This is a genomic window from Marinobacter gelidimuriae, assembly GCF_000372805.1.
GTDB classification, from domain to species: Bacteria; Pseudomonadota; Gammaproteobacteria; order Pseudomonadales; family Oleiphilaceae; genus Marinobacter; species Marinobacter gelidimuriae.
This window is the reverse complement of the sequence record NZ_KB889919.1, coordinates 40,842-59,487: the sequence shown is the minus strand read 5'-3', so window position 1 is coordinate 59,487 and position 18,646 is coordinate 40,842. Positions and strand designations below refer to the sequence as shown.

Genomic DNA, 18,646 nt, shown 5'->3' with positions numbered 1-18,646 from the left:
CTCTACATTCGTCTGTTCGCACTGATCCGCCGCGGGGCGTATCCGTTGGGTGTCGACGGGCGGGCCCGCGCTGGCTTTATTCCGGGCGCGCCCGGGTGTTGGCCAGCAGGCTGCGCAAGTTTGCGGCCTTGGGCTTCACCAGCCAGAACCGGCCAATGTAATCGTCGAAATTTTCCAACAAATGCTGGCCCCACTCACTGGCGGTTTCCGCAATGTGTCCACGAATAATGCTGCGCAGGTGGTTGCGATAGGCTTCCATATCTTCACTGGAGATTCGCTGTATCTCCACAAGCTCGTGGTTGTATTTGTCAACGAAGGTATTGTTCTGGTCCAGCACATAGGCAAAACCACCGGTCATACCCGCGCCGAAGTTGTGTCCGGTGCTGCCCAGTACCGTCACCAGGCCGCCTGTCATGTACTCACAGCAATGGTCGCCTGCGCCTTCTACCACCGCATGGCCGCCGGAATTGCGCACGGCAAAGCGCTCGCCGGCTGTACCGGCTGCAAACAGCTTGCCTCCGGTGGCGCCATACAAACAGGTGTTACCGATAATCGCGGTTTCCCGGGCCGTGAAAACACTGCCGCGGGGCGGGTAAAGCACCAGCTTGCCGCCGGTCATGCCTTTGCCCACATAATCGTTGGCGTCGCCTTCCAGTATCAGGTTCAGGCCGGCGACGTTCCACACACCAAAGCTCTGGCCGGCGGTACCGGTCAAATCCAGTGTGATGGGGGCATCCGCCATACTTTGGTTGCCATGCAGAGCGGCAATTTCACCGGACAGCCGCGCACCAATGGAGCGGTCACAGTTCGTTACCCGGTAGCTCCAGGCACCACCGCTCTTGTTGTCGATGGCACTGCGGACGTCACTGAGCATTTTTTCCGCAAGCGTGCCTTTGTCAAAGGGTTCGTTGCGCGCCACCTGGCAGGTTTGCGGTTTGTCCGCTGGGATCTGATCGTTGTTTAGCAAGCGGTTCAGGTCCAGTTTGCGCTGGCGTTCGGTATCACCCGTCAGACGCACCAGAAGGTCTGTACGGCCCACCAGTTCCTGCAGGGAACGCACCCCCAGCTGTGCCATCCATTCGCGGGTTTCTTCCGCTACAAAGCGGAAGAAGTTCATCGCCATTTCTACGGTGCCTTTGAAGTGCTCCTCGCGCAGCTGCTCATTCTGGGTGGCTACGCCAGTGGCGCAGTTGTTCAGGTGGCAAATTCGCAGGAATTTACATCCCAGCGCGACCATCGGCGTGGTGCCAAACGCAAAGCTCTCGGCACCTAAAATAGCGGCCTTCACCACATCCAGGCCGGTTTTTATACCACCGTCGGTTTGCAGGCGAACTCTGCCGCGCAAATCGTTGGCTCGCAGGGCCTGCTGGGTTTCCGCCAACCCCAGTTCCCAGGGCGAACCGGCGTAGCGGATTGACGTCAGTGGGCTTGCCGCCGTGCCACCGTCGTAACCCGACACCGTAATCAGATCCGCATAAGCTTTAACGACGCCCGCTGCGATAGTGCCCACACCAGGCTCAGACACCAGCTTCACCGACACCAACGCTTGCGGGTTAACCTGCTTTAAATCAAAAATCAGCTGGGCCAGATCCTCGATAGAATAAATGTCGTGGTGTGGTGGCGGCGAAATCAGCGTTACGCCCGGCACCGAATAACGCAAACGAGCAATCAGCGCGTTCACTTTACCGCCGGGCAGTTGTCCACCCTCACCCGGCTTGGCGCCCTGGGCAATTTTAATCTGCATAACGTCGGCGCTGCGCAAATATTCAGCGGTAACGCCGAAACGGCCTGAGGCTACCTGTTTGATTTTTGAGCGTTTTTCATTGCCATAGCGAGCCGGGTCTTCGCCGCCCTCACCGGAATTGGAGCGTCCACCCAGGGTGTTCATGGCCACCGCCAGGGCTTCATGGGCCTCTGGCGACAGTGCCCCCAGGGACATCCCCGCCGAATCAAAGCGGGTAAAAATCTGCTCTACCGGCTCAACGTCGGCCAGGTCCACCGACTGGATGCCTTCGCGGAACCCGAGCAGGTCCCGCAGGGTGGCCACCGGCCGATGATTGACCAACCCGGCGTACTCCTGATACTGGCGATAGTCGCCGCTGGTAACGGCATCTTGCAACTTGGCCACAATATCCGGATTGAAGGCGTGGTATTCCTGACCGTGTACGTATTTCAGAATACCACCCGGTGACAGGGGCTTGCGCGGCTTCCACGCCAGCTTGGCCAGTTGCTCCTGGTCGTGCTGGAAGTCGTAGAAATCGGCGCCCTGAATCCGGCAGGGCACGCCCTTGAAGCACAGATCGGCCACTTCATCGGCCAGACCGATGGCCTCAAACAGCTGGGCTCCGCGATAGGAGGCAATGGTAGAAATGCCCATTTTGGACAGGATTTTCAGCAGGCCCTTGTTAATACCCTTGCGGTAGTTATTCTTGGCGTCGATAGGGTCCACCAGCATTTCGCCGGTGCGAATCAGGTCATTAAGCACCTGGTACGCCAAGTATGGGTAAACCGCTGTGGCGCCAAAACCGAATAGCACCGCAAAATGGTGAGGATCTCGCGCCCAGCCGGTTTCTACCACAATGTTGGAGTCACAGCGCAAACCCTGAGCCACCAGATGATGGTGCACGGCGCCGGTAGCCATGAGCGCGTTCACGGGCAACTGGCCCTGTTGCAAGTTACTGTCACTCAGAAGAATTTGTGACTTGCCATCACGCACCGCCTGTTCTGCAGCGGCGCACACACGCCTGACGGCCTGTTGAAGACCCTCTTCCGGGGCATAACTCAATGGAATTGTTGCCACTGCAAAGCCGGGGCGTTCACTCGCCAAGATGCGCTGGAATTTTGCCGGTGACAAAACCGGTGTCGTCAGAATCACCCGATCGGCGTGCTCAGCCGCTTCTTCGAACACATTGCGCTCGGCACCCAGGCAGGTTTCCAGCGACATCACGATGGCTTCGCGCAGCGGATCAATGGGAGGGTTGGTGACCTGGGCGAACTTTTGGCGGAAATAGTCCGCCAAGTGACGCACTTTACTGGACAACACAGCCATTGGCGTGTCGTCGCCCATGGAGCCTACTGCTTCCTGACCGTTCTCGCCCAGAGGGCGCAGTATCTGGTCGCGTTCTTCAAATGACACGTTGAACATCTTCTGGTGAACCAAAAGCTCGTCGGCGCCAAGCAGTTCGAAATCCGGGGCGTCCTGATGCAGTGTGGACTCTACCCGCAGAGCGTTTTCCCGCAGCCAGCGTTTATACGGCTGAGCGGTTTTCAGACGCTGATCGATATCGCGGGTGTGCAGAATCTCGCCGGTTTCTGTATCAATGGCCAGCATCTGCCCGGGGCCAACGCGACCCTTGGCTACCACGTCATCCGGCTTGTAACCGTAGGTACCGATTTCCGAGGCGACGGTGAGAAAATCGTTTTTGGTATGTACCCAACGCGCCGGGCGCAGGCCGTTGCGGTCAAGCATACACAAGGCGTAGCGGCCGTCGGTCAATACCAGGCCGGCAGGGCCGTCCCAGGGCTCCATGTGCATGGAGTTGTATTCGTAGAAGGCGCGCAGGTCTGCGTCCATGGTGTCTACGTTTTGCCATGCCGGCGGCACCATCATCCGCGCGGCGCGGAACAGATCGACACCGCCTACCAGCAGCACTTCCAGCATGTTGTCCATGCTAGAGGAATCGGAGCCGGTCAGGTTAACCAGAGGTTGCAGCGTTTTCAGGTCCGGCAGGCGCGGCGAGCTGAATTTGGCTGCACGGGCAATCGCCCAATTACGGTTGCCATCAATGGTGTTGATCTCGCCGTTGTGGGCAAGATAACGGAATGGCTGCGCCAGCGGCCAGCGCGGCATGGTGTTGGTTGAGAAACGCTGGTGGAATACGCAAATGGCGGTCTGCAGATCCGGGTCGCCCAGATCGCGATAGAAATTCGCCAGGTCTGCAGGCATCATCAGGCCTTTATAGGCCAGCGTGCGGTGCGACAGGCTGCAAATATAGAATTCGCTGTCGTCAGCCAGGTCGCGCTCGGCAAAACGGCGGCCAACAAACAAGCTAATGCCAAACTCGCTTTCTGGTTTGCCCGCAGGCAATACAAACACCTGCTCAATGCGTGGCATACAATCCAGCGCCATGGGGCCCAGGCAAGAGGTATCGACCGGCACATCGCGCCATCCCATTACCTCCAGCCCCTGCTCACACAGACGCCTTTCCAGAACCGCCTTCGCGGCCGCCGCCTGGCCTTCTTCGGAGCTCAGAAACACCTGGCCCACAGCGAACAGATCACCAGGCTCTTTGCCAAACTGTGCACGGGCAACCTTGCGGAGAAAACTGTCCGGGCTTTGCAACAACAGCCCGCAACCATCGCCGGTTTTACCATCGGCGGCAATACCGCCGCGGTGAGTCATACACGTTAGCGACTCAATGGCGGTTTGTAGCAATTGATGGCTGGCTTCGCCCTTGGTGTGAGCAATCAGGCCAAAGCCACAGTTATCTTTGAATTCACCGAGTTGGTACAAGCCAGTTGTCATAAGCACAATCTCTCTGTAAAAGCCTTTATTATCAACGAGCCAGCGAAAATCGCGCAAATAGCTCCATGACATTTTTAACATAGGTACAATAGTTTACGCAGATGAAAATTCGCTGCTCAAATGGCAATTTAAAATTTTTAACGTTATGCACCAGTACGGGTCACGAAAACCCGGGGATTCTACCAGTGCACCAAAACGGGTCGATTTTGGGCATTCAGGGCTACAAACTCCGGTTCTCACGCATCCAAGGCGCCGCAGACCAAAGCGCTCCTGCAGGCGGGGGAAAAGACCCCCGGCTTCCTGACTGTTCAGATTGTCGTCGTTGACCATGGCGATAGCGTCTCGGGCTCTGGGTTCAACGCTGGCAAAAAGCGTTCAGGGTTGCTTCAAGGTTTTTGCGCGCAGTTTTGGCGGTCACAACCGCTTCGCCCACCGCCTGCAGCAGAACCAGCCTGAGCTGCCCATCTACATTCTTTTTATCCACTGCCATCCGCTCTATGAAGTCGTCCGGGCACATGGCTGCAGGCGCCAGCGGCGGCAATCCGGCACGGCTGATCAGGCTGCAAATCTGCTGACATTCGGCAGCACTGATAAAACCTTCGCGGGCGGAAAGATCCGCTGCCATCAACATGCCGGTGCCAACGGCTTCTCCGTGTAACCAGTTGCCATAGCCGGCGAACGTCTCGATAGCGTGGCCGAAGGTGTGGCCAAGATTGAGTATTGCCCTTAGACCGCCTTCGCGTTCATCAATGGCAACGACTTCCGCCTTGCAGACGCAAGAACGATAGATAGCCTCTGCGACCTGCAGCGGATCCTTTTTGAGCAAAGACCCAAGATTCTGATCCAGCCAGTGCAGAAAAGGCAGATCACGAATCAGACCGTATTTGATGACTTCCGCCATCCCGGCACACACTTCCCGGTCTGGCAGCGTCACCAGGGTACCGGTATCAATCAGCACGGCTTGGGGCTGATGAAAAGCCCCTATCATGTTTTTACCCAAGGGATGATTGATGCCGGTTTTGCCACCAACGGAGGAATCCACCTGCGACAGCAGCGTTGTTGGAATCTGGATGAACGCTACGCCGCGCTGGTAGCTCGCCGCTGCAAACCCGGTCATGTCCCCCACTACGCCTCCGCCCAGGGCTACCAGGGTGGTCGTGCGATTGTGCCTGTGCAGCAGCAGCGCATCAAAAATCAGGTTCAGGGTTTGCCAGTCTTTGTGTTTTTCGCCATCCGGCAAAATCACCGAATCTACCTGTTTGCCTGCAAAACAGGCTTTTGCCTGCTCCAGATAAAGCGGGGCCACGGTGTCGTTAGACACAATCATCACCTGGGAACCGCCAACATAAGGCGTCAAGTCATATTGCCCCAACAGCTGCTCGCCAATCAGTATCGGATAGCTTCGTTCGCCCAGGTCTACCTCAAGTTCACGGAGTAATTCAGGCATGATGACGACCTTCCTTTCGAATCTGGCGTATGTGACGGGGTGTTTTTGGGTTCAGCAGATTAACCAGTTGGCGCACCACCAACCGCGGGCTCTTGCGATCCGTGTACATGATGAAGGTGGCCAATTCGGTGTAAATAGGATCACGGATCGCGAAGAGGTGGCGTAACACCGCCTCCGGATCCGCTGTTTGCAACAGCGGACGATTGCGGTCTTTACGGGTGCGTTCTACCTGGTGCTCGACCGACGTGCGCAAGTAAACAATCACCGAATTACGGCGCAGCAGTTCATGATTCACGTCGCGCATAACCGCGCCTCCACCGGTCGCCAGAATGATACCGGCCTCGGTAGACAGCTCGCTCAGCATGGCGGTTTCGCGCTGGCGGAACCCGTCTTCACCCTCTACATCGAAAATCCAGGGAATATTGGCACCGCAGCGCTCTTCAATAATTCGGTCGGTATCCAAAAAGCGGTAGTCCAGCTCACGCGCCAGCATACGGCCGATGGTACTTTTACCGGCCCCCATGGGACCCACCAGAATAACTCGCTTGGGCAACAACATAACGTCCGCTCAATAAGGTTCAAGCCGGTCAGAATAGCATAGGGGCCGTCATTCTATAAGATTGTCCGGTTCTGCCGCGGGTTTCACACGCACAAAAAAACCGCCGTTTTTAGGCGGCGGTTTCAGTGTTGCAGATAACTTAACGAACCAGGTCGTTTTTGATGATTTTCGGGGTGATGAAAATCAGCAGCTCGCTACGCAGTTCGCTGGTTTGGGTGCGCTTGAACAACCGACCCAGGTAGGGAATATCGCCCAGGAACGGTGTTTTGGTGGTGGTTTCGGTGTTGGTCGATTCGAAAATACCGCCCAGAACGATGGTTTTACCGTTGGCGACCAGCACCTGAGTTGTCACCGAGTTGGTGTTGATGGCCGGGCCGCTGGGGGTGTCTTTGCCACGGGAATCCTGATTCACTTCCAGGTCCATGATGATTTTGTCATCCGGCGTGATCTGCGGCGTTACTTCAAGCGACAACACAGCTTCTTTAAAGGAAGTGCTGGTGGCGCCGCTGCTGCTGGCTTCCTGATACGGGATTTGCTGACCCGATTTGATAGACGCCGTCTGGCGGTCCGCGGTAACAACTCTGGGCTGAGACACGATTTCCGCTTTACCATCGCTTTCCAGCGCAGACAGTTCAAGGTCGACCAGGAAGTCGCCGCCACTGAACCCAACGGCAAAGGATGAGGCGCCATCGCCAGATACGCCAAGATCTACCGCCAGAGCACCCGGGAAGGTAACCGAGGTTGAATTCGCAGCCCCGGCGCCCATTACACCACCGACCGTTTCCAGAGAACCGCCTACAACCGTTGAGTTATTACCATTGTCGCCAAAAGATGCACCGCCCCAGCGAACGCCCAGGCTCTCGGCCACGCTGGTTTGAGCACGCACAATCCGGGCTTCAATGGAAACCTGACGCACGGGTACGTCCCAGGTGGATACCAGGCGACGAATCTCGTCCAGCTTTTCAATGGTTTCACGCACACTGATGGTGTTGGTTCGGGCGTCTGAGGAAATGAAACCGCGGCTGGAAATCAGCTCTTGGTCGGCCTGCACCAGCGCTACCACTTCCGCCGCTTTTGCGTAATTGACCTGAATGATGTCCAGACGCACTGGGGCAAGCTCGGCGATCTGCTTGGTTGTTTCCAGTTCCAGCCGTTCACGGGCGGCGATTTCATCGGCGGGCGCTACCAGTAATACATTGCCAATCTGGCGCTTGTCCAGGCCTTTGGTTTTCAAAATGAGATCCAGCGCCTGATCCCAAGGCACATTCTGCAAGCGCAGCGTGATGTTTCCACCAACGGTATCGCTGGCCACCAGATTCAAACCGGTAAAGTCGGCAATCAGCTGAAGCACCGAGCGAACTTCAATGTCCTGAAAGTTTAGCGAGAGCTTATCGCCGGAATATGGGAACTTCTCTTCACGGCGGGTTACTGCTTCTTCCTCGCCGAGCCGTTCAACGCTCACGGTAAATTCGTTGCCAGACTGGTACGCAATGTAGTCATAGTCGCCTTCCGGACGAATTTCTATAACCGCACCGCCACCCTCAATGAAGGTGTCGATCCATTGTACCGGCGTGGCAAAATCTGTCACGTCTAAACGGCGACGCAGGCGCTCGGGCACGGTCAGATCCGGCATGGTCAGGCGAATTTTTCCGCCCAGTTCGCTCAGGTTAACCTGAGTCGTCGCACTGGCCAGACGCACAACCACACGGCCTTCACCTTGTGCACCGCGACGGAAATCGACGTCTACCAACGCCGGCGCTGCGTCCGCTGACGAGGCAACAGGGCTGGCACCGTCAGATCCCGAAACGTCACTGGCTACATCTGCGGAATCGCCGCCAATAATCATCACCAACGCGTTGTTATTGCGCTGAGTGGTGTAAGGAACCAGCTCAATCAGATTGAAAATAAGGCGGGTTCGGTCGCTGGTTTCAACCACGGTCATGCTTTGCGCATTCCCGCTGCCCAACGGCAAGCTGCGGGCATTCAGGGCACTGGTGGTGTCTTTCAGGTCTACTGCAATGCGAGCAGGGCGCTCGATAGTGTACCCCGTAGGTTCAGGCGGTGGGCCGTCAAACTGCAAAGTCACTTCCAGCCGATCCCCGGGCAAAGAGGAAAACGACACATCCTGCAAGGTGGCAGCGCTGGCCAGGCTGGACAACAACCCAACGGTTACCGCGCAGACAATTACGTTGAGTTTTTTGAACATCGCTAGCCTCGGCTTCAAGCATTTTTGTGCATTCATGTTGCTGTTATTCATTATCGTGCCGCTCCATCGCTATCACCTTCGTCCAGCGACAGTTGGCGCGGGCGTTCTACCCATCCGCCACGGCCGTCGGGCACGATTTCCAACAGTTCGACGCGGGTCTCGCCTACACCCACAATCCGCCCGTAGTTTTTACCGATAAAATTGCCGCTGTTGATACGGTGAATGCTGCCACTGCTGTCTTTTAACAAAGCAAACAGCGTGCCTGCACTGTTACGCAGGGTGCCCACCATATTCAGGTCTTTCAGATCGAAGTTCTCCAGCACTTCCCGCGGCCGGTCCAGATCCGGCTTTACGTCACTCATCGCTTGCTGTTCCTGCTCGCTGATCATCGTCAGCTGCACGTCGATGGGCGGCTCAAACGGCGAGCGCTGATCTGATGCCGAATAGCTAAACGCCTCGTAAGCGTTGAACTCCGGCAATGGTTCGACAAACCCCCGGGGTTTTGCGCGGGTCTCTTCCATAAACACGTCGAGATCGGAAAAGCCGCTGCTCTGCGAGCAGGCTGTCAGCGACAATACCAGGCACAGGCCCAGACAGGCTTTTCCGGCATGGTTTACCGTCATGCTCATTCTCCGGCCCGGTAGCGATAGGTACGGGCAACAACCTGCATGTCCAGCTGATCGCTGTCCGCTCCGATGGATTTAATCGTCAAATTATGCAGAGTCACGATACGCGGCAAACTCGCCACGCTGCTAACAAACGATGCCAGTTCATGGTAAGAGCCCGACACCCGAATATTAATAGGCAGTTCGGAATAGAAATCCCGTTTCTGCTCTGGCTGCAGTTTCACTTCCTGCAAGGCCAGACCACTACCCAGCGCGGTATTGGTAATGTCTTCCAACAGGCCTAGCACTTCGGTTTCACTCGGCAACTGACGCACCAACGCACCGAAGGTTTCTTCCATTTCTACCATCTGCGCTTTGAACACGCTGAGGTTAGCCACCTGATAAGCCTTACTCTCATAATTCTGGCGCAGTTCCAGCTCTGTACTTTTTACCCCGTCCAGTTGCGCAAACTGGTCTTTTATAAAGAACCAGTAGCCGCCACCCATAATCAAGCCAAACACCAGCAGTAGCACAATGGCTTTGACCGGTGCCGGCCAGATACCGGCGTTGTTCATGTCCAGATCATTGATATCGAATTCGTTCAGGCTTTTCAGCGAGTCCGCAAGGCTCATTGTTTCTCCTCCCCTTCAATACCACGGGCTTGCTGACTGACGGACAAATTGAACTGGCTGTAACCTGCACGGCGGGCATCAGCAGTCGACACGTTGGACAGATTGGGATTGGTAAACCAGTCGGAGTCTTCAAACTGCCGCATCAGCGATGAAATCCGGCTGTTAGACTCTGCCATACCCACCAGGTCCAGGCGATCACCAACCTTCTTCAAATCGCTGAAATACAGGCCATCGGGCACAGTACGCACCAGCTCGTCGAATACCCGCACAATAACCGGGCGCTTGCCCTGCAAGTCCTGAATGACTTTCATTCGCGCCAGCAACTCGTTGCGCTTACGCTTCAGGCTTTCAATTTCTTTGATCTGCTCATCCAGCTTACTGGTCGCTGTTTGAATATAAGCATTGCGGGATTGTTGATAGGCAATGCGGCTGTCTACGTTGTTTTTCCACAAAAACGCCAGGCCGCTAGCAATAATGGCAGCGCTCAGCAGCATCACCACAAACTGTTTCTGTTTTTCTGCCCGCAGCTCTTCACGCCAGGGCCGAAGATTGATTCTTGCCATCAGTCGAAGCTCCTCATTGCCAGACCACACGCGATCATCAACGAGGGAGCATCGTTACTCAACGCCGACGCATTAACCCGCGAGCTAACAGCCATGTCCGCGAACGGATTGGCTGCCAGCGTGGGCGTGCCCGTGTTTTCCTCTACCATGTCAACAAGCCCGGGTATTGCCGAGGTGCCACCGGCCAAAACCACATAATTCACCGAGTTGTACTGGCTGGCGCCAAAAAAGAACTGCATCGCCCGAGCGACCTGCTGCACCACGGCCTCGCGGAACGGGTTCAGCACTTCGGCCTCAGAGTCATCGGGCAAGCCACCCTGCTTTTTGGCCAGGCCGGCTTCCTCCAGCGACAAACCATAGCGACGCTGGATTTCTTCGGTTAATTGTTTGCCACCAAAGACCTGTTCGCGGGTATACACAGTTTTGCCTTCGGCAATCACGCTCAACGTGGCCATGGTGGCGCCCACATCCATGATCGCCACGACCAGATCGTCGCCGTGGGAGTTCAATTGCGATTCAATCAGTTGATAGGCACGTTCGAGGGCATAAGCCTCTACGTCAACCACCTTGGTGGTCAGGCCGGCAATATCCAGTGCGTCTTGGCGCACATCAACGTTCTCTTTGCGGCAGGCAGCAATCAGCACATCAACCTTATCCGGATTGGCTTCAGAGGGACCCTGTACCTCGAAATCAATCGCGACTTCATCCAGCGGATAAGGGATGTATTGGTCTGCCTCCAGGGCAATCTGGTCTTCCATTTCGAATTCGTTGATGCCGCCGTCCATCTGAATCACCTTGGTGATCACCGCGGAGCCGGATACGGCAACGGCTACTTGCTTGACGCCGGAGTGGGATTTGGACACCACGCGCTTGATCACGTCACCTACGGCTTCAACATCCGTGATGTTTTTTTCCACCACAGCATTTGCAGGTAAAGGTTCGACGGCATAACTTTCAACCCGAAAGCGGTCGCCCTGTTTTGACAACTCCAAAAGCTTGACCGAGCTGGAGCTTATGTCCAAGCCCAGCACAGCACTGGATTTCTTTCCGAAAGATCCAAACACGCGCTCACCCTATAACTGGTTAATCCGGTTATGTACTTTGTATGTTTTTTATTTAAGAGAAATTCTTCTGTTTTCCGATTACAATCCCTATTCTTCTTAACGCAGGGCTTTTGTATCAGCGAAGCAGTCTCCCTTCCTAATACAATGGTTCAAATCATAGACCTATATCCAACTGTTGTCAGAAAAAAATGTCCTATTTGATGCGTACTTCTCGCCTTTTCATCTGGCTTTTTCTAACCGGACTGAGTGTTGCCCTTGTCCTAGGTTCCGGCTTCTATTTGTATCTTCGGCCCGGCCTGCCCGCCGCCGAGCAGTTATTTGATATAAAGCTGCAAACACCGCTGCGGATATTCAGTCAGGACGGCAAATTAATAGCAGAATTTGGTGAAAAGAGAAGGGCACCCGTCACAATCGAGCAAGTTCCCGAGCGCCAACTGCAAGCATTTCTCGCCGCAGAGGACTCTCGTTTTTATGAACACTTCGGCGTAGACATAAGAGGTTTGGCACGGGCCGCACTGGAACTGGCTTCTACCGGCCACATACAGTCCGGAGGCAGCACCATTACCATGCAGGTGGCAAAAAACTACTTTTTGTCGCGGGATCGCACGTTCATTCGTAAATTCAACGAAATTTTGTTGGCTCTGCAAATTGAGCGTGAGCTGGACAAGAACACGATCTTTGAGCTTTACCTCAACAAGATCTATTTAGGCAACCGCGCCTACGGTATTGCGGCCGCCAGCCAGGTTTATTACAACAAGCCCGTGAGCGAATTAACGCTGGCCCAAATGGCCATGCTGGCCGGCCTGCCAAAGGCACCGTCGGCTTCCAACCCCTTGGCAAATCCAAGCCGCGCTCTGGCGCGCCGCAACTGGATATTGGGGCGCATGAAAGAGCTTGAGATGGTTTCTCAGGACGACTACGAACAAGCCGTTAACGCCGAATTGACAGCCACTTATAACGCCACCGACACCGAAGTGGACGCCGATTACATCGCCGAAATGGCCCGCGCCGAAATGGTTCGGCGCTTTGGCGATAACGCCTACACCGATGGCTACTCGGTGACCCTGACCGTAGACAGCGTAAAACAGCAAACCGCCACTGACGCCCTGCGTCAGGGGTTGGAAGCCTATGATCGCCGTCACGGGTTTCGCGGTGCGGTGGGAACCATTGACACAAAATCATTGGACGCCAACGAGCTCGCCACGGCCTTGCGCTCTTACCCGAGAACCGGGCCGCTGATTCCTGCGGTGGTTCTGCAAACCGATGACAATAACGGCACAGCCGCGCTGCACGCCCGCTTCCTTGGCCCCGTGACCATGACGTTAGACACCATGACGTGGGCCCAGCGTTACCGCACCGAAAACCTGACCGGCCCGGCGCCAAAAAAACCGTCAGACGTACTCAGCCCTGGCGATGTGGTTTATGTGAAAGCGCTGAATAACGCGGCTCCCCAACCCACCGACGACGGCCAAGAACAACCCCTCACTGACGTCGTGCAAAACGTAGCGCTGTATCAGGTGCCGCGAGTCGAAGGCGCGCTGATAGCCTTAACCGCAGAAACCGGTGCCATTGAAGCGCTGAGCGGCGGCTATAGCTTCGGGCAAAGTAAATACAACCGCGCCATCCAGGCCAGGCGCCAACCTGGCTCCACGTTTAAGCCGTTTCTTTACCTGAACGCTCTGGAATCCGGCTTTACCCCGGCGACGCTGATTAACGACTCGCCCATCGTACTGGAAGAGAAAGGCCAGGAAATCGCCTGGCGCCCGCAAAATTCATCCGGCCAGTTCTACGGCCCCACACGCCTACGCGAAGCCCTCTACCGCTCACGCAACCTGGTGTCTGTCCGTTTGCTGCGCGACCTTGGCATTCAGCCAATGCTGGATTACCTCGAACAGCTAAAAGTGCCCACTGCAGACATGCCCGCTAATTTATCGCTGGCACTGGGCAGTGGCTTGCTATCGCCGATGGAACTGGCACGGGGCATGGCCGTTATTGCCAACGGTGGCTATGACGTAGAGCCTTTTCTGATCCGCCGAATTGAAGACGCGCGCGGCACGGCCGTCTACAAAGCACCCGACGTGATTCTTTGCGACAGCAACTGCGGTAACGCCGTTGAAATTGAAGAAATTGGCTTGCAGGACACGGACAACAGCGGCGACACAAACGACGATTTCATTGTGACCGAACTGAGCGACGAGCCTTTGGAAAGCGTGGTACAAGCGCCGGCCCGACTGATGCCAAGACTGGCCGACGAGCGCTCGGTGTACATTTTGCACTCCATGATGCGCGATGTCATCAAACTGGGCACCGGCCGCCGTGCCAGCGCCCTGAACAGGGACGATCTTGCCGGCAAAACCGGCACCACCAACGATCAAATAGACACCTGGTTTGCCGGCTTCAACTATCAGCAGGCGGTTATTGCCTGGGTCGGCTTTGACCAGCCAGCGCCCTTGGGCCGAAACGAATTCGGCGCCAGCACCGCCCTGCCCATCTGGATCGACTACATGAAAGTCGCTCTGGACCAAACACCCTCTGCGCAGATGCCGCGCCCCAATGGCATTGTGAATGTGCGCATTAATGTAGATACCGGCAGGCGCGCCCGCCCCGGCGAAGAAGGCGTATTCGAACTGTTCCGTGAAGAAGACGAACCCGAGGTCATCAGCGCGGAAGAACGCAGCGGCTTGGGAACTGGCGACACCGACGATATTTCCCGGCAACTGTTCTAGGCAACTGATCGCAGCAGGTCTGAGTGTCGTGGTTAGCCTTAGTGAAGAACCGAGCGCCCACAAAAAAACCGGCGGAGCCTGATTAAATGGGCACCGCCGGTTTTTTATTCGCTTAACGCCTGGTCGATTAAATAATATCGCCCATGGATTTAAGCGGGTAATGCGCCGGGTACGGGTTACGAGCTACACCGCTGTCAACCGCTGCACGGGCAACAGCCGCCGGAACCACTTCCAGCAATCGCACATCCATCGGCTTCGGAATGATGTAATTCCTGCCGAATTCGAAGCTGTCAGCGCCGTAAGCTTCACAGATTTCCTGGGGCACCGGCTCTTTGGCCAGTTCGCGAATAGCGTTTACCGCAGCAATCTTCATCTCTTCGTTAATCACTGTGGCACGAACATCCAGAGCGCCACGGAAAATGAAGGGGAAGCCCAGCACGTTGTTCACCTGGTTAGGGTAATCTGAGCGGCCAGTAGCCATGATCAGATCATCGCGCACTGCGTTAGCAACTGCCGGATCAATTTCCGGATCCGGATTTGAACAGGCGAAAACAACGGGGTTAGGTGCCATTTTCTTGAGCTGCTCAGCGCTCAGCAAGTCCGGGCCAGACAAACCCACAAACACATCGGCGCCGTCGATGGCGTCGTCCAGAGTGCGCTTGTCAGTGTCGTTGGCGAACATCGCCTTGTACTGGTTCAAATCGTCGCGGCCAGAGTGGATCACACCCTTGCGGTCCAGCATAAAGATATTCTCGGAACGCGCACCACAGCTGATCAACAGCTTCATGCAGGCAGTGGCGGCAGCGCCGGCACCCAGGCACACAATGGTGGCTTCTTCGACTTTCTTGCCCTGCAGTTCCAGCGCGTTAAGCATGCCGGCGGCCGTTACAATGGCGGTACCGTGCTGATCGTCGTGGAATACCGGTATGCTGCACTTTTCAATCAACGCGCGCTCGATTTCAAAACACTCAGGCGCCTTGATATCTTCGAGGTTGATGCCGCCAAAGGTATCGGCAATGCGTTCAACGGTTTCAATAAAAGCCTGGGGGCTTTCAGAATTGACTTCAATATCAAATACATCGATACCGGCAAAGCGCTTGAAAAGAAGGCCTTTACCTTCCATTACCGGCTTGCTGGCCAGCGGGCCCAGGTTACCCAGACCAAGAATCGCAGTGCCGTTGGAGATAACGGCCACAAGGTTGCCCTTGGCAGTATACTTGTAGGCGTTCTCCGGGTCTCTCGCGACCTCACGTGCCGGTTCGGCGACCCCGGGACTGTATGCGAGAGCAAGGTCGCGAGCGGTCGCTGTCGGCTTGGTGATTTCTACACTGATCTTTCCAGGACGCGGCTTGGCATGATATTCAAGAGCTGCTTCTTTCAAATCTTGAGACATTGACACTGTCCGTTTGTCACGTTAAAAGGTAATAGACCTCCAGACGGCAAGAGCCTGCCTGAGGGAGCTCGACATTATGGCTCGCCTGCCCCAAAACGACAAGGGAAAATACTGGGAAAGCCGAGCAAAGCCTGACCAGTCAATACGGCTAATTGCGTACAACCAATTACTAAACGACCACTTTTGACCTGACACAAAAAAAGCGCCATCAGGCGCTTTTTTCAACTCTGCGACAAAATCAGTCTTTCTTACCGCCAGCGATACGACCACCAAAACGCTTCTGGAATTTGTCGATACGACCGCCAGTGTCCATAACTTTCTGCTTGCCAGTGTAAAACGGGTGACACTGCGAACAAACATCAAGCTGCAGATCGTGACCGATAGTAGAGCGGGTCTTGATCACGTTACCGCAGGAGCAGGTTGCGGTGATGGCTTCGTACTTGGGGTGGATACCTTCTTTCATGGCGAACCTCTTTGGGTCATGCCGCTACCTGATCACGGGGCGCAATCGTTATAGCCCTGGTGCCAGGCACCGCATGTTTGAATCAATAGAGAAGACGGGGCACAATCATGCCCTGCCGCAAACAGATCGCGAATCTTACTTGCAATTACCCTGTCAGGCAAGCCTTACCACGAGGAGCACTCAGTGCTATCCACAGCCCGTATTGCGCTGAACCGGCCGCTCAGAAGGCTCTTTGATTACCTTGTGCCCGAAGGGCTCACCGTAAAGCCCGGCCAGCGCGTAAAGATCCCTTTTGGGCGCCAGCAGGCAATCGGCCTGGTCGTGGAAATTGACATTGAACCGCCAGCAGGCATCACTCTCAAACCTATCCACAATGCACTGGAAGACTGGCCTGCCCTGCCGGACGAAACCTTTCAGCTTCTGAGCTGGGCCAGCGACTATTACCAGCATCCGCTGGGGGAGTGTCTGTTCACAGCGTTGCCACCCGCATTGCGACGAGGCCGACCAGCCACGGAAAAAGTGGAGGACTGGTGGCAGGTCTGCGGCAGCGGCGTTGCACTGCCGGCAAACGCCCACAAGCAGAAGACCCTGCTGGACTGGCTTGCACAGCATGAGCAAGGTGCAAAAGGCAGCGACATCATAAGGGCTGGGTTCACCCGCCCGCAGCTGAAAGCACTAAGTGACAAGGAATTGATCCGGGCGGCATTACCGGCGAACGAAAGCCCCCAGACCCAGCATCATAAAGAAACTATAGCGGCCCCGGAGCTATCACCAGCACAACTCGAGGCAGCCTCTCAGCTCCCACTGCCAGAGGTCGGTTTCAGCGCCTCCCTTTTATACGGCATCACTGGGAGCGGCAAGACAGAAATCTATCTGCACTATCTTAAACAGAACCTCTCATCCAAAGATCAGGCACTGGTACTGGTTCCGGAAATAAACCTTACGCCGCAGACCGTTGCCCGCTTTCAACGCTATTTCGGCGAACGCATCCTGGTGTGGCACTCGGCCCTCAATGACAGCGAACGCCTGAGCGCCTGGTTGAAAATCCGCAACGGCGAGCCGGTTATTCTCATTGGCACACGCTCGGCCGTGCTCCTTCCTTTTACCTCGCTGAAAGCGCTGATCGTAGACGAAGAGCACGATAGCTCTTACAAACAAGGCGAGGGTTTTCGTTACTCAGGGCGGGACGTAGCGGTTTACCGGGCTCACCTGAATCGTTGCCCGGTTATTCTGGGCTCGGCCACGCCTTCGCTGGAGTCCTATCACAATGCTCTGGGCGGCAAATATCAGCTCATCCGGCTTGAAGAGCGTGCAGGCGAAGCGCTGCCTCCGACAATCAGCCTGCTGGATATACGCAGCCGACCACTTGAAGGCGGGCTTTCGCGGCCTGCCCTGCAGTCGATCCGGCAAACCCTGGACAGTGGCAGCCAGGCACTGGTGTTCGTAAACCGCCGGGGCTTTGCGCCGGTCATGATGTGTTTTGACTGCGGCCATATGGTGGAGTGCCCGCGCTGCGACACACGCCTTACCTATCATCGCCGCGACCGGGCGATGCGGTGCCACCATTGTGATTACCAGACTGCGGCGACCGAAACCTGCCCGAAATGCAACAGTGAGGCTTTCAAACCGATCGGCCAAGGCACAGAGCAAACCGAGGACATCCTCGCCGCCAGGTTTCCGGATACGCCGATCGTTCGCGTCGATCGCGACAGCACACAACGAAGGGGCAGCATTCAAAACATTCTGAAACAGGTCAACAGCGGAAAACCCTGCATACTCGTTGGAACCCAGATGCTGGCCAAAGGCCACGACTTCCCGAACGTGACTCTGGTCGTCGTTATCAATGCAGACGGCGGACTCTTCAGTGTCGACTTCAGGGCGCCTGAACAATTGATACAGACACTGCTTCAGGTAAGCGGCCGGGGCGGACGAGGATCAAAACCCGGCAAGGTGCTAGTACAAACCTGCCACAGCGACCACCCTCTCCTCAGAACACTCTGCCATGGCCACTATCTTGATATGGCAGACCAGCTCCTTGAGGAACGCGAAGCCGGCCAGTTCCCGCCTTTTCGCTCCATGGCGATCTTTCGGGCCGAGGCAGACACGATGGAACAAAGCCTGCAAATCCTGGACAGCATAAAACCACTCGTTAACGCGCCTGGTATCGAAGTCTGGGGCCCGCTCCCCGCGTTGATCGCACGCCGGGCTGACAGGCATCGCGCGCAACTGGTACTGAATACAGATAACCGGAAACGGCTCAATATGCTGCTGACCAATATTTGCCAGACTCTTGAAGGGCAAAGATTCCCCAAAGGGGCCAAATGGATGATTGATGTGGATCCTCAGGAAACAGGCTAAGAGGTTCTGATTCGAGGGTGATTCGAATCCACTCGTGCCTACCCGCTTTTAACTGGTAGAATGTGTCGAGCTGCACGTAATAGCGCACGTGTTATGGACCCCTAA

At 55.8% G+C, this 18,646-nt stretch carries 12 protein-coding genes; 2 read left to right on the top strand and 10 right to left on the bottom strand.

The genetic code is table 11. From position 1 onward, the window contains the following. Positions 1-76 precede the first annotated feature (76 nt). From gltB to A3OI_RS0115225, 8 genes are all read right to left on the bottom strand, one after another. Positions 77-4,525, bottom strand: coding sequence for a glutamate synthase large subunit (gene gltB, locus A3OI_RS0115260; RefSeq protein ID WP_026224238.1), 4,449 nt, complete (start codon positions 4,523-4,525; stop codon positions 77-79). Positions 4,526-4,880: 355 nt separating this feature from the next. After that, positions 4,881-5,972: a 3-dehydroquinate synthase gene (aroB, locus tag A3OI_RS0115255; protein WP_018405118.1), complete on the bottom strand. Its 1,092-nt coding sequence runs from the start codon at positions 5,970-5,972 to the stop codon at positions 4,881-4,883. Continuing rightward, positions 5,965-6,531: a shikimate kinase AroK gene (gene aroK / locus A3OI_RS0115250; protein WP_018405117.1), complete on the bottom strand. Its 567-nt coding sequence runs from the start codon at positions 6,529-6,531 to the stop codon at positions 5,965-5,967. Before aroK ends, aroB begins: the two co-directional genes overlap by 8 nt. A 139-nt stretch (positions 6,532-6,670) precedes the next feature. Beyond that, positions 6,671-8,788, bottom strand: a complete 2,118-nt coding sequence (gene pilQ, locus A3OI_RS0115245; RefSeq protein WP_018405116.1) for a type IV pilus secretin PilQ — start codon at positions 8,786-8,788, stop codon at positions 6,671-6,673. Further along, positions 8,788-9,360 (bottom strand): pilus assembly protein PilP, encoded by a 573-nt coding sequence (locus A3OI_RS0115240; RefSeq protein ID WP_018405115.1) that lies wholly within the window; start codon positions 9,358-9,360, stop codon positions 8,788-8,790. Before A3OI_RS0115240 ends, pilQ begins: the two co-directional genes overlap by 1 nt. A 2-nt stretch (positions 9,361-9,362) precedes the next feature. Continuing rightward, positions 9,363-9,974: a type IV pilus inner membrane component PilO gene (locus tag A3OI_RS0115235; protein WP_018405114.1), complete on the bottom strand. Its 612-nt coding sequence runs from the start codon at positions 9,972-9,974 to the stop codon at positions 9,363-9,365. Continuing rightward, positions 9,971-10,537: a PilN domain-containing protein gene (locus A3OI_RS0115230; RefSeq protein ID WP_018405113.1), complete on the bottom strand. Its 567-nt coding sequence runs from the start codon at positions 10,535-10,537 to the stop codon at positions 9,971-9,973. The genes A3OI_RS0115235 and A3OI_RS0115230 overlap by 4 nt, the downstream gene beginning before the upstream one ends. Continuing rightward, on the bottom strand, positions 10,537-11,601 hold the full coding sequence (locus A3OI_RS0115225; protein ID WP_026224236.1) for a pilus assembly protein PilM: 1,065 nt from the start codon (positions 11,599-11,601) through the stop codon (positions 10,537-10,539). The genes A3OI_RS0115230 and A3OI_RS0115225 overlap by 1 nt, the downstream gene beginning before the upstream one ends. A gap of 188 nt (positions 11,602-11,789) precedes the next feature. Between A3OI_RS0115225 and A3OI_RS0115220 the strand changes: the two genes are divergently transcribed. After that, positions 11,790-14,327, top strand: coding sequence for a penicillin-binding protein 1A (locus tag A3OI_RS0115220; RefSeq protein WP_018405111.1), 2,538 nt, complete (start codon positions 11,790-11,792; stop codon positions 14,325-14,327). 127 nt (positions 14,328-14,454) lie between these two features. Here the strand turns inward: A3OI_RS0115220 and A3OI_RS0115215 are convergent, their stop codons facing one another. Both A3OI_RS0115215 and rpmE read right to left on the bottom strand, forming a co-directional pair. Further along, positions 14,455-15,720 (bottom strand): malic enzyme-like NAD(P)-binding protein, encoded by a 1,266-nt coding sequence (locus A3OI_RS0115215; protein ID WP_018405110.1) that lies wholly within the window; start codon positions 15,718-15,720, stop codon positions 14,455-14,457. A 238-nt stretch (positions 15,721-15,958) separates the two neighbouring features. Continuing rightward, entirely contained in the window at positions 15,959-16,183 is a 225-nt protein-coding gene (rpmE, locus tag A3OI_RS0115210) for a 50S ribosomal protein L31 (protein WP_018405109.1), read from the bottom strand. 183 nt (positions 16,184-16,366) lie between these two features. Between rpmE and A3OI_RS0115205 the strand changes: the two genes are divergently transcribed. After that, positions 16,367-18,541 (top strand): primosomal protein N', encoded by a 2,175-nt coding sequence (locus A3OI_RS0115205; RefSeq protein ID WP_018405108.1) that lies wholly within the window; start codon positions 16,367-16,369, stop codon positions 18,539-18,541. Positions 18,542-18,646 lie beyond the last annotated feature (105 nt).

Coding starts and splice junctions, on each gene's coding strand:
- gltB (WP_026224238.1), bottom strand. CDS start 4,525: ATGACAACTGGCTTGTACCAACTCGGTGAATTCAAAGATAACTGTGGC.
- aroB (WP_018405118.1), bottom strand. CDS start 5,972: ATGCCTGAATTACTCCGTGAACTTGAGGTAGACCTGGGCGAACGAAGC.
- aroK (WP_018405117.1), bottom strand. CDS start 6,531: ATGTTGTTGCCCAAGCGAGTTATTCTGGTGGGTCCCATGGGGGCCGGT.
- pilQ (WP_018405116.1), bottom strand. CDS start 8,788: ATGAATAACAGCAACATGAATGCACAAAAATGCTTGAAGCCGAGGCTA.
- A3OI_RS0115240 (WP_018405115.1), bottom strand. CDS start 9,360: ATGACGGTAAACCATGCCGGAAAAGCCTGTCTGGGCCTGTGCCTGGTA.
- A3OI_RS0115235 (WP_018405114.1), bottom strand. CDS start 9,974: ATGAGCCTTGCGGACTCGCTGAAAAGCCTGAACGAATTCGATATCAAT.
- A3OI_RS0115230 (WP_018405113.1), bottom strand. CDS start 10,537: ATGGCAAGAATCAATCTTCGGCCCTGGCGTGAAGAGCTGCGGGCAGAA.
- A3OI_RS0115220 (WP_018405111.1), top strand. CDS start 11,790: ATGTCCTATTTGATGCGTACTTCTCGCCTTTTCATCTGGCTTTTTCTA.
- A3OI_RS0115215 (WP_018405110.1), bottom strand. CDS start 15,720: ATGTCTCAAGATTTGAAAGAAGCAGCTCTTGAATATCATGCCAAGCCG.
- rpmE (WP_018405109.1), bottom strand. CDS start 16,183: ATGAAAGAAGGTATCCACCCCAAGTACGAAGCCATCACCGCAACCTGC.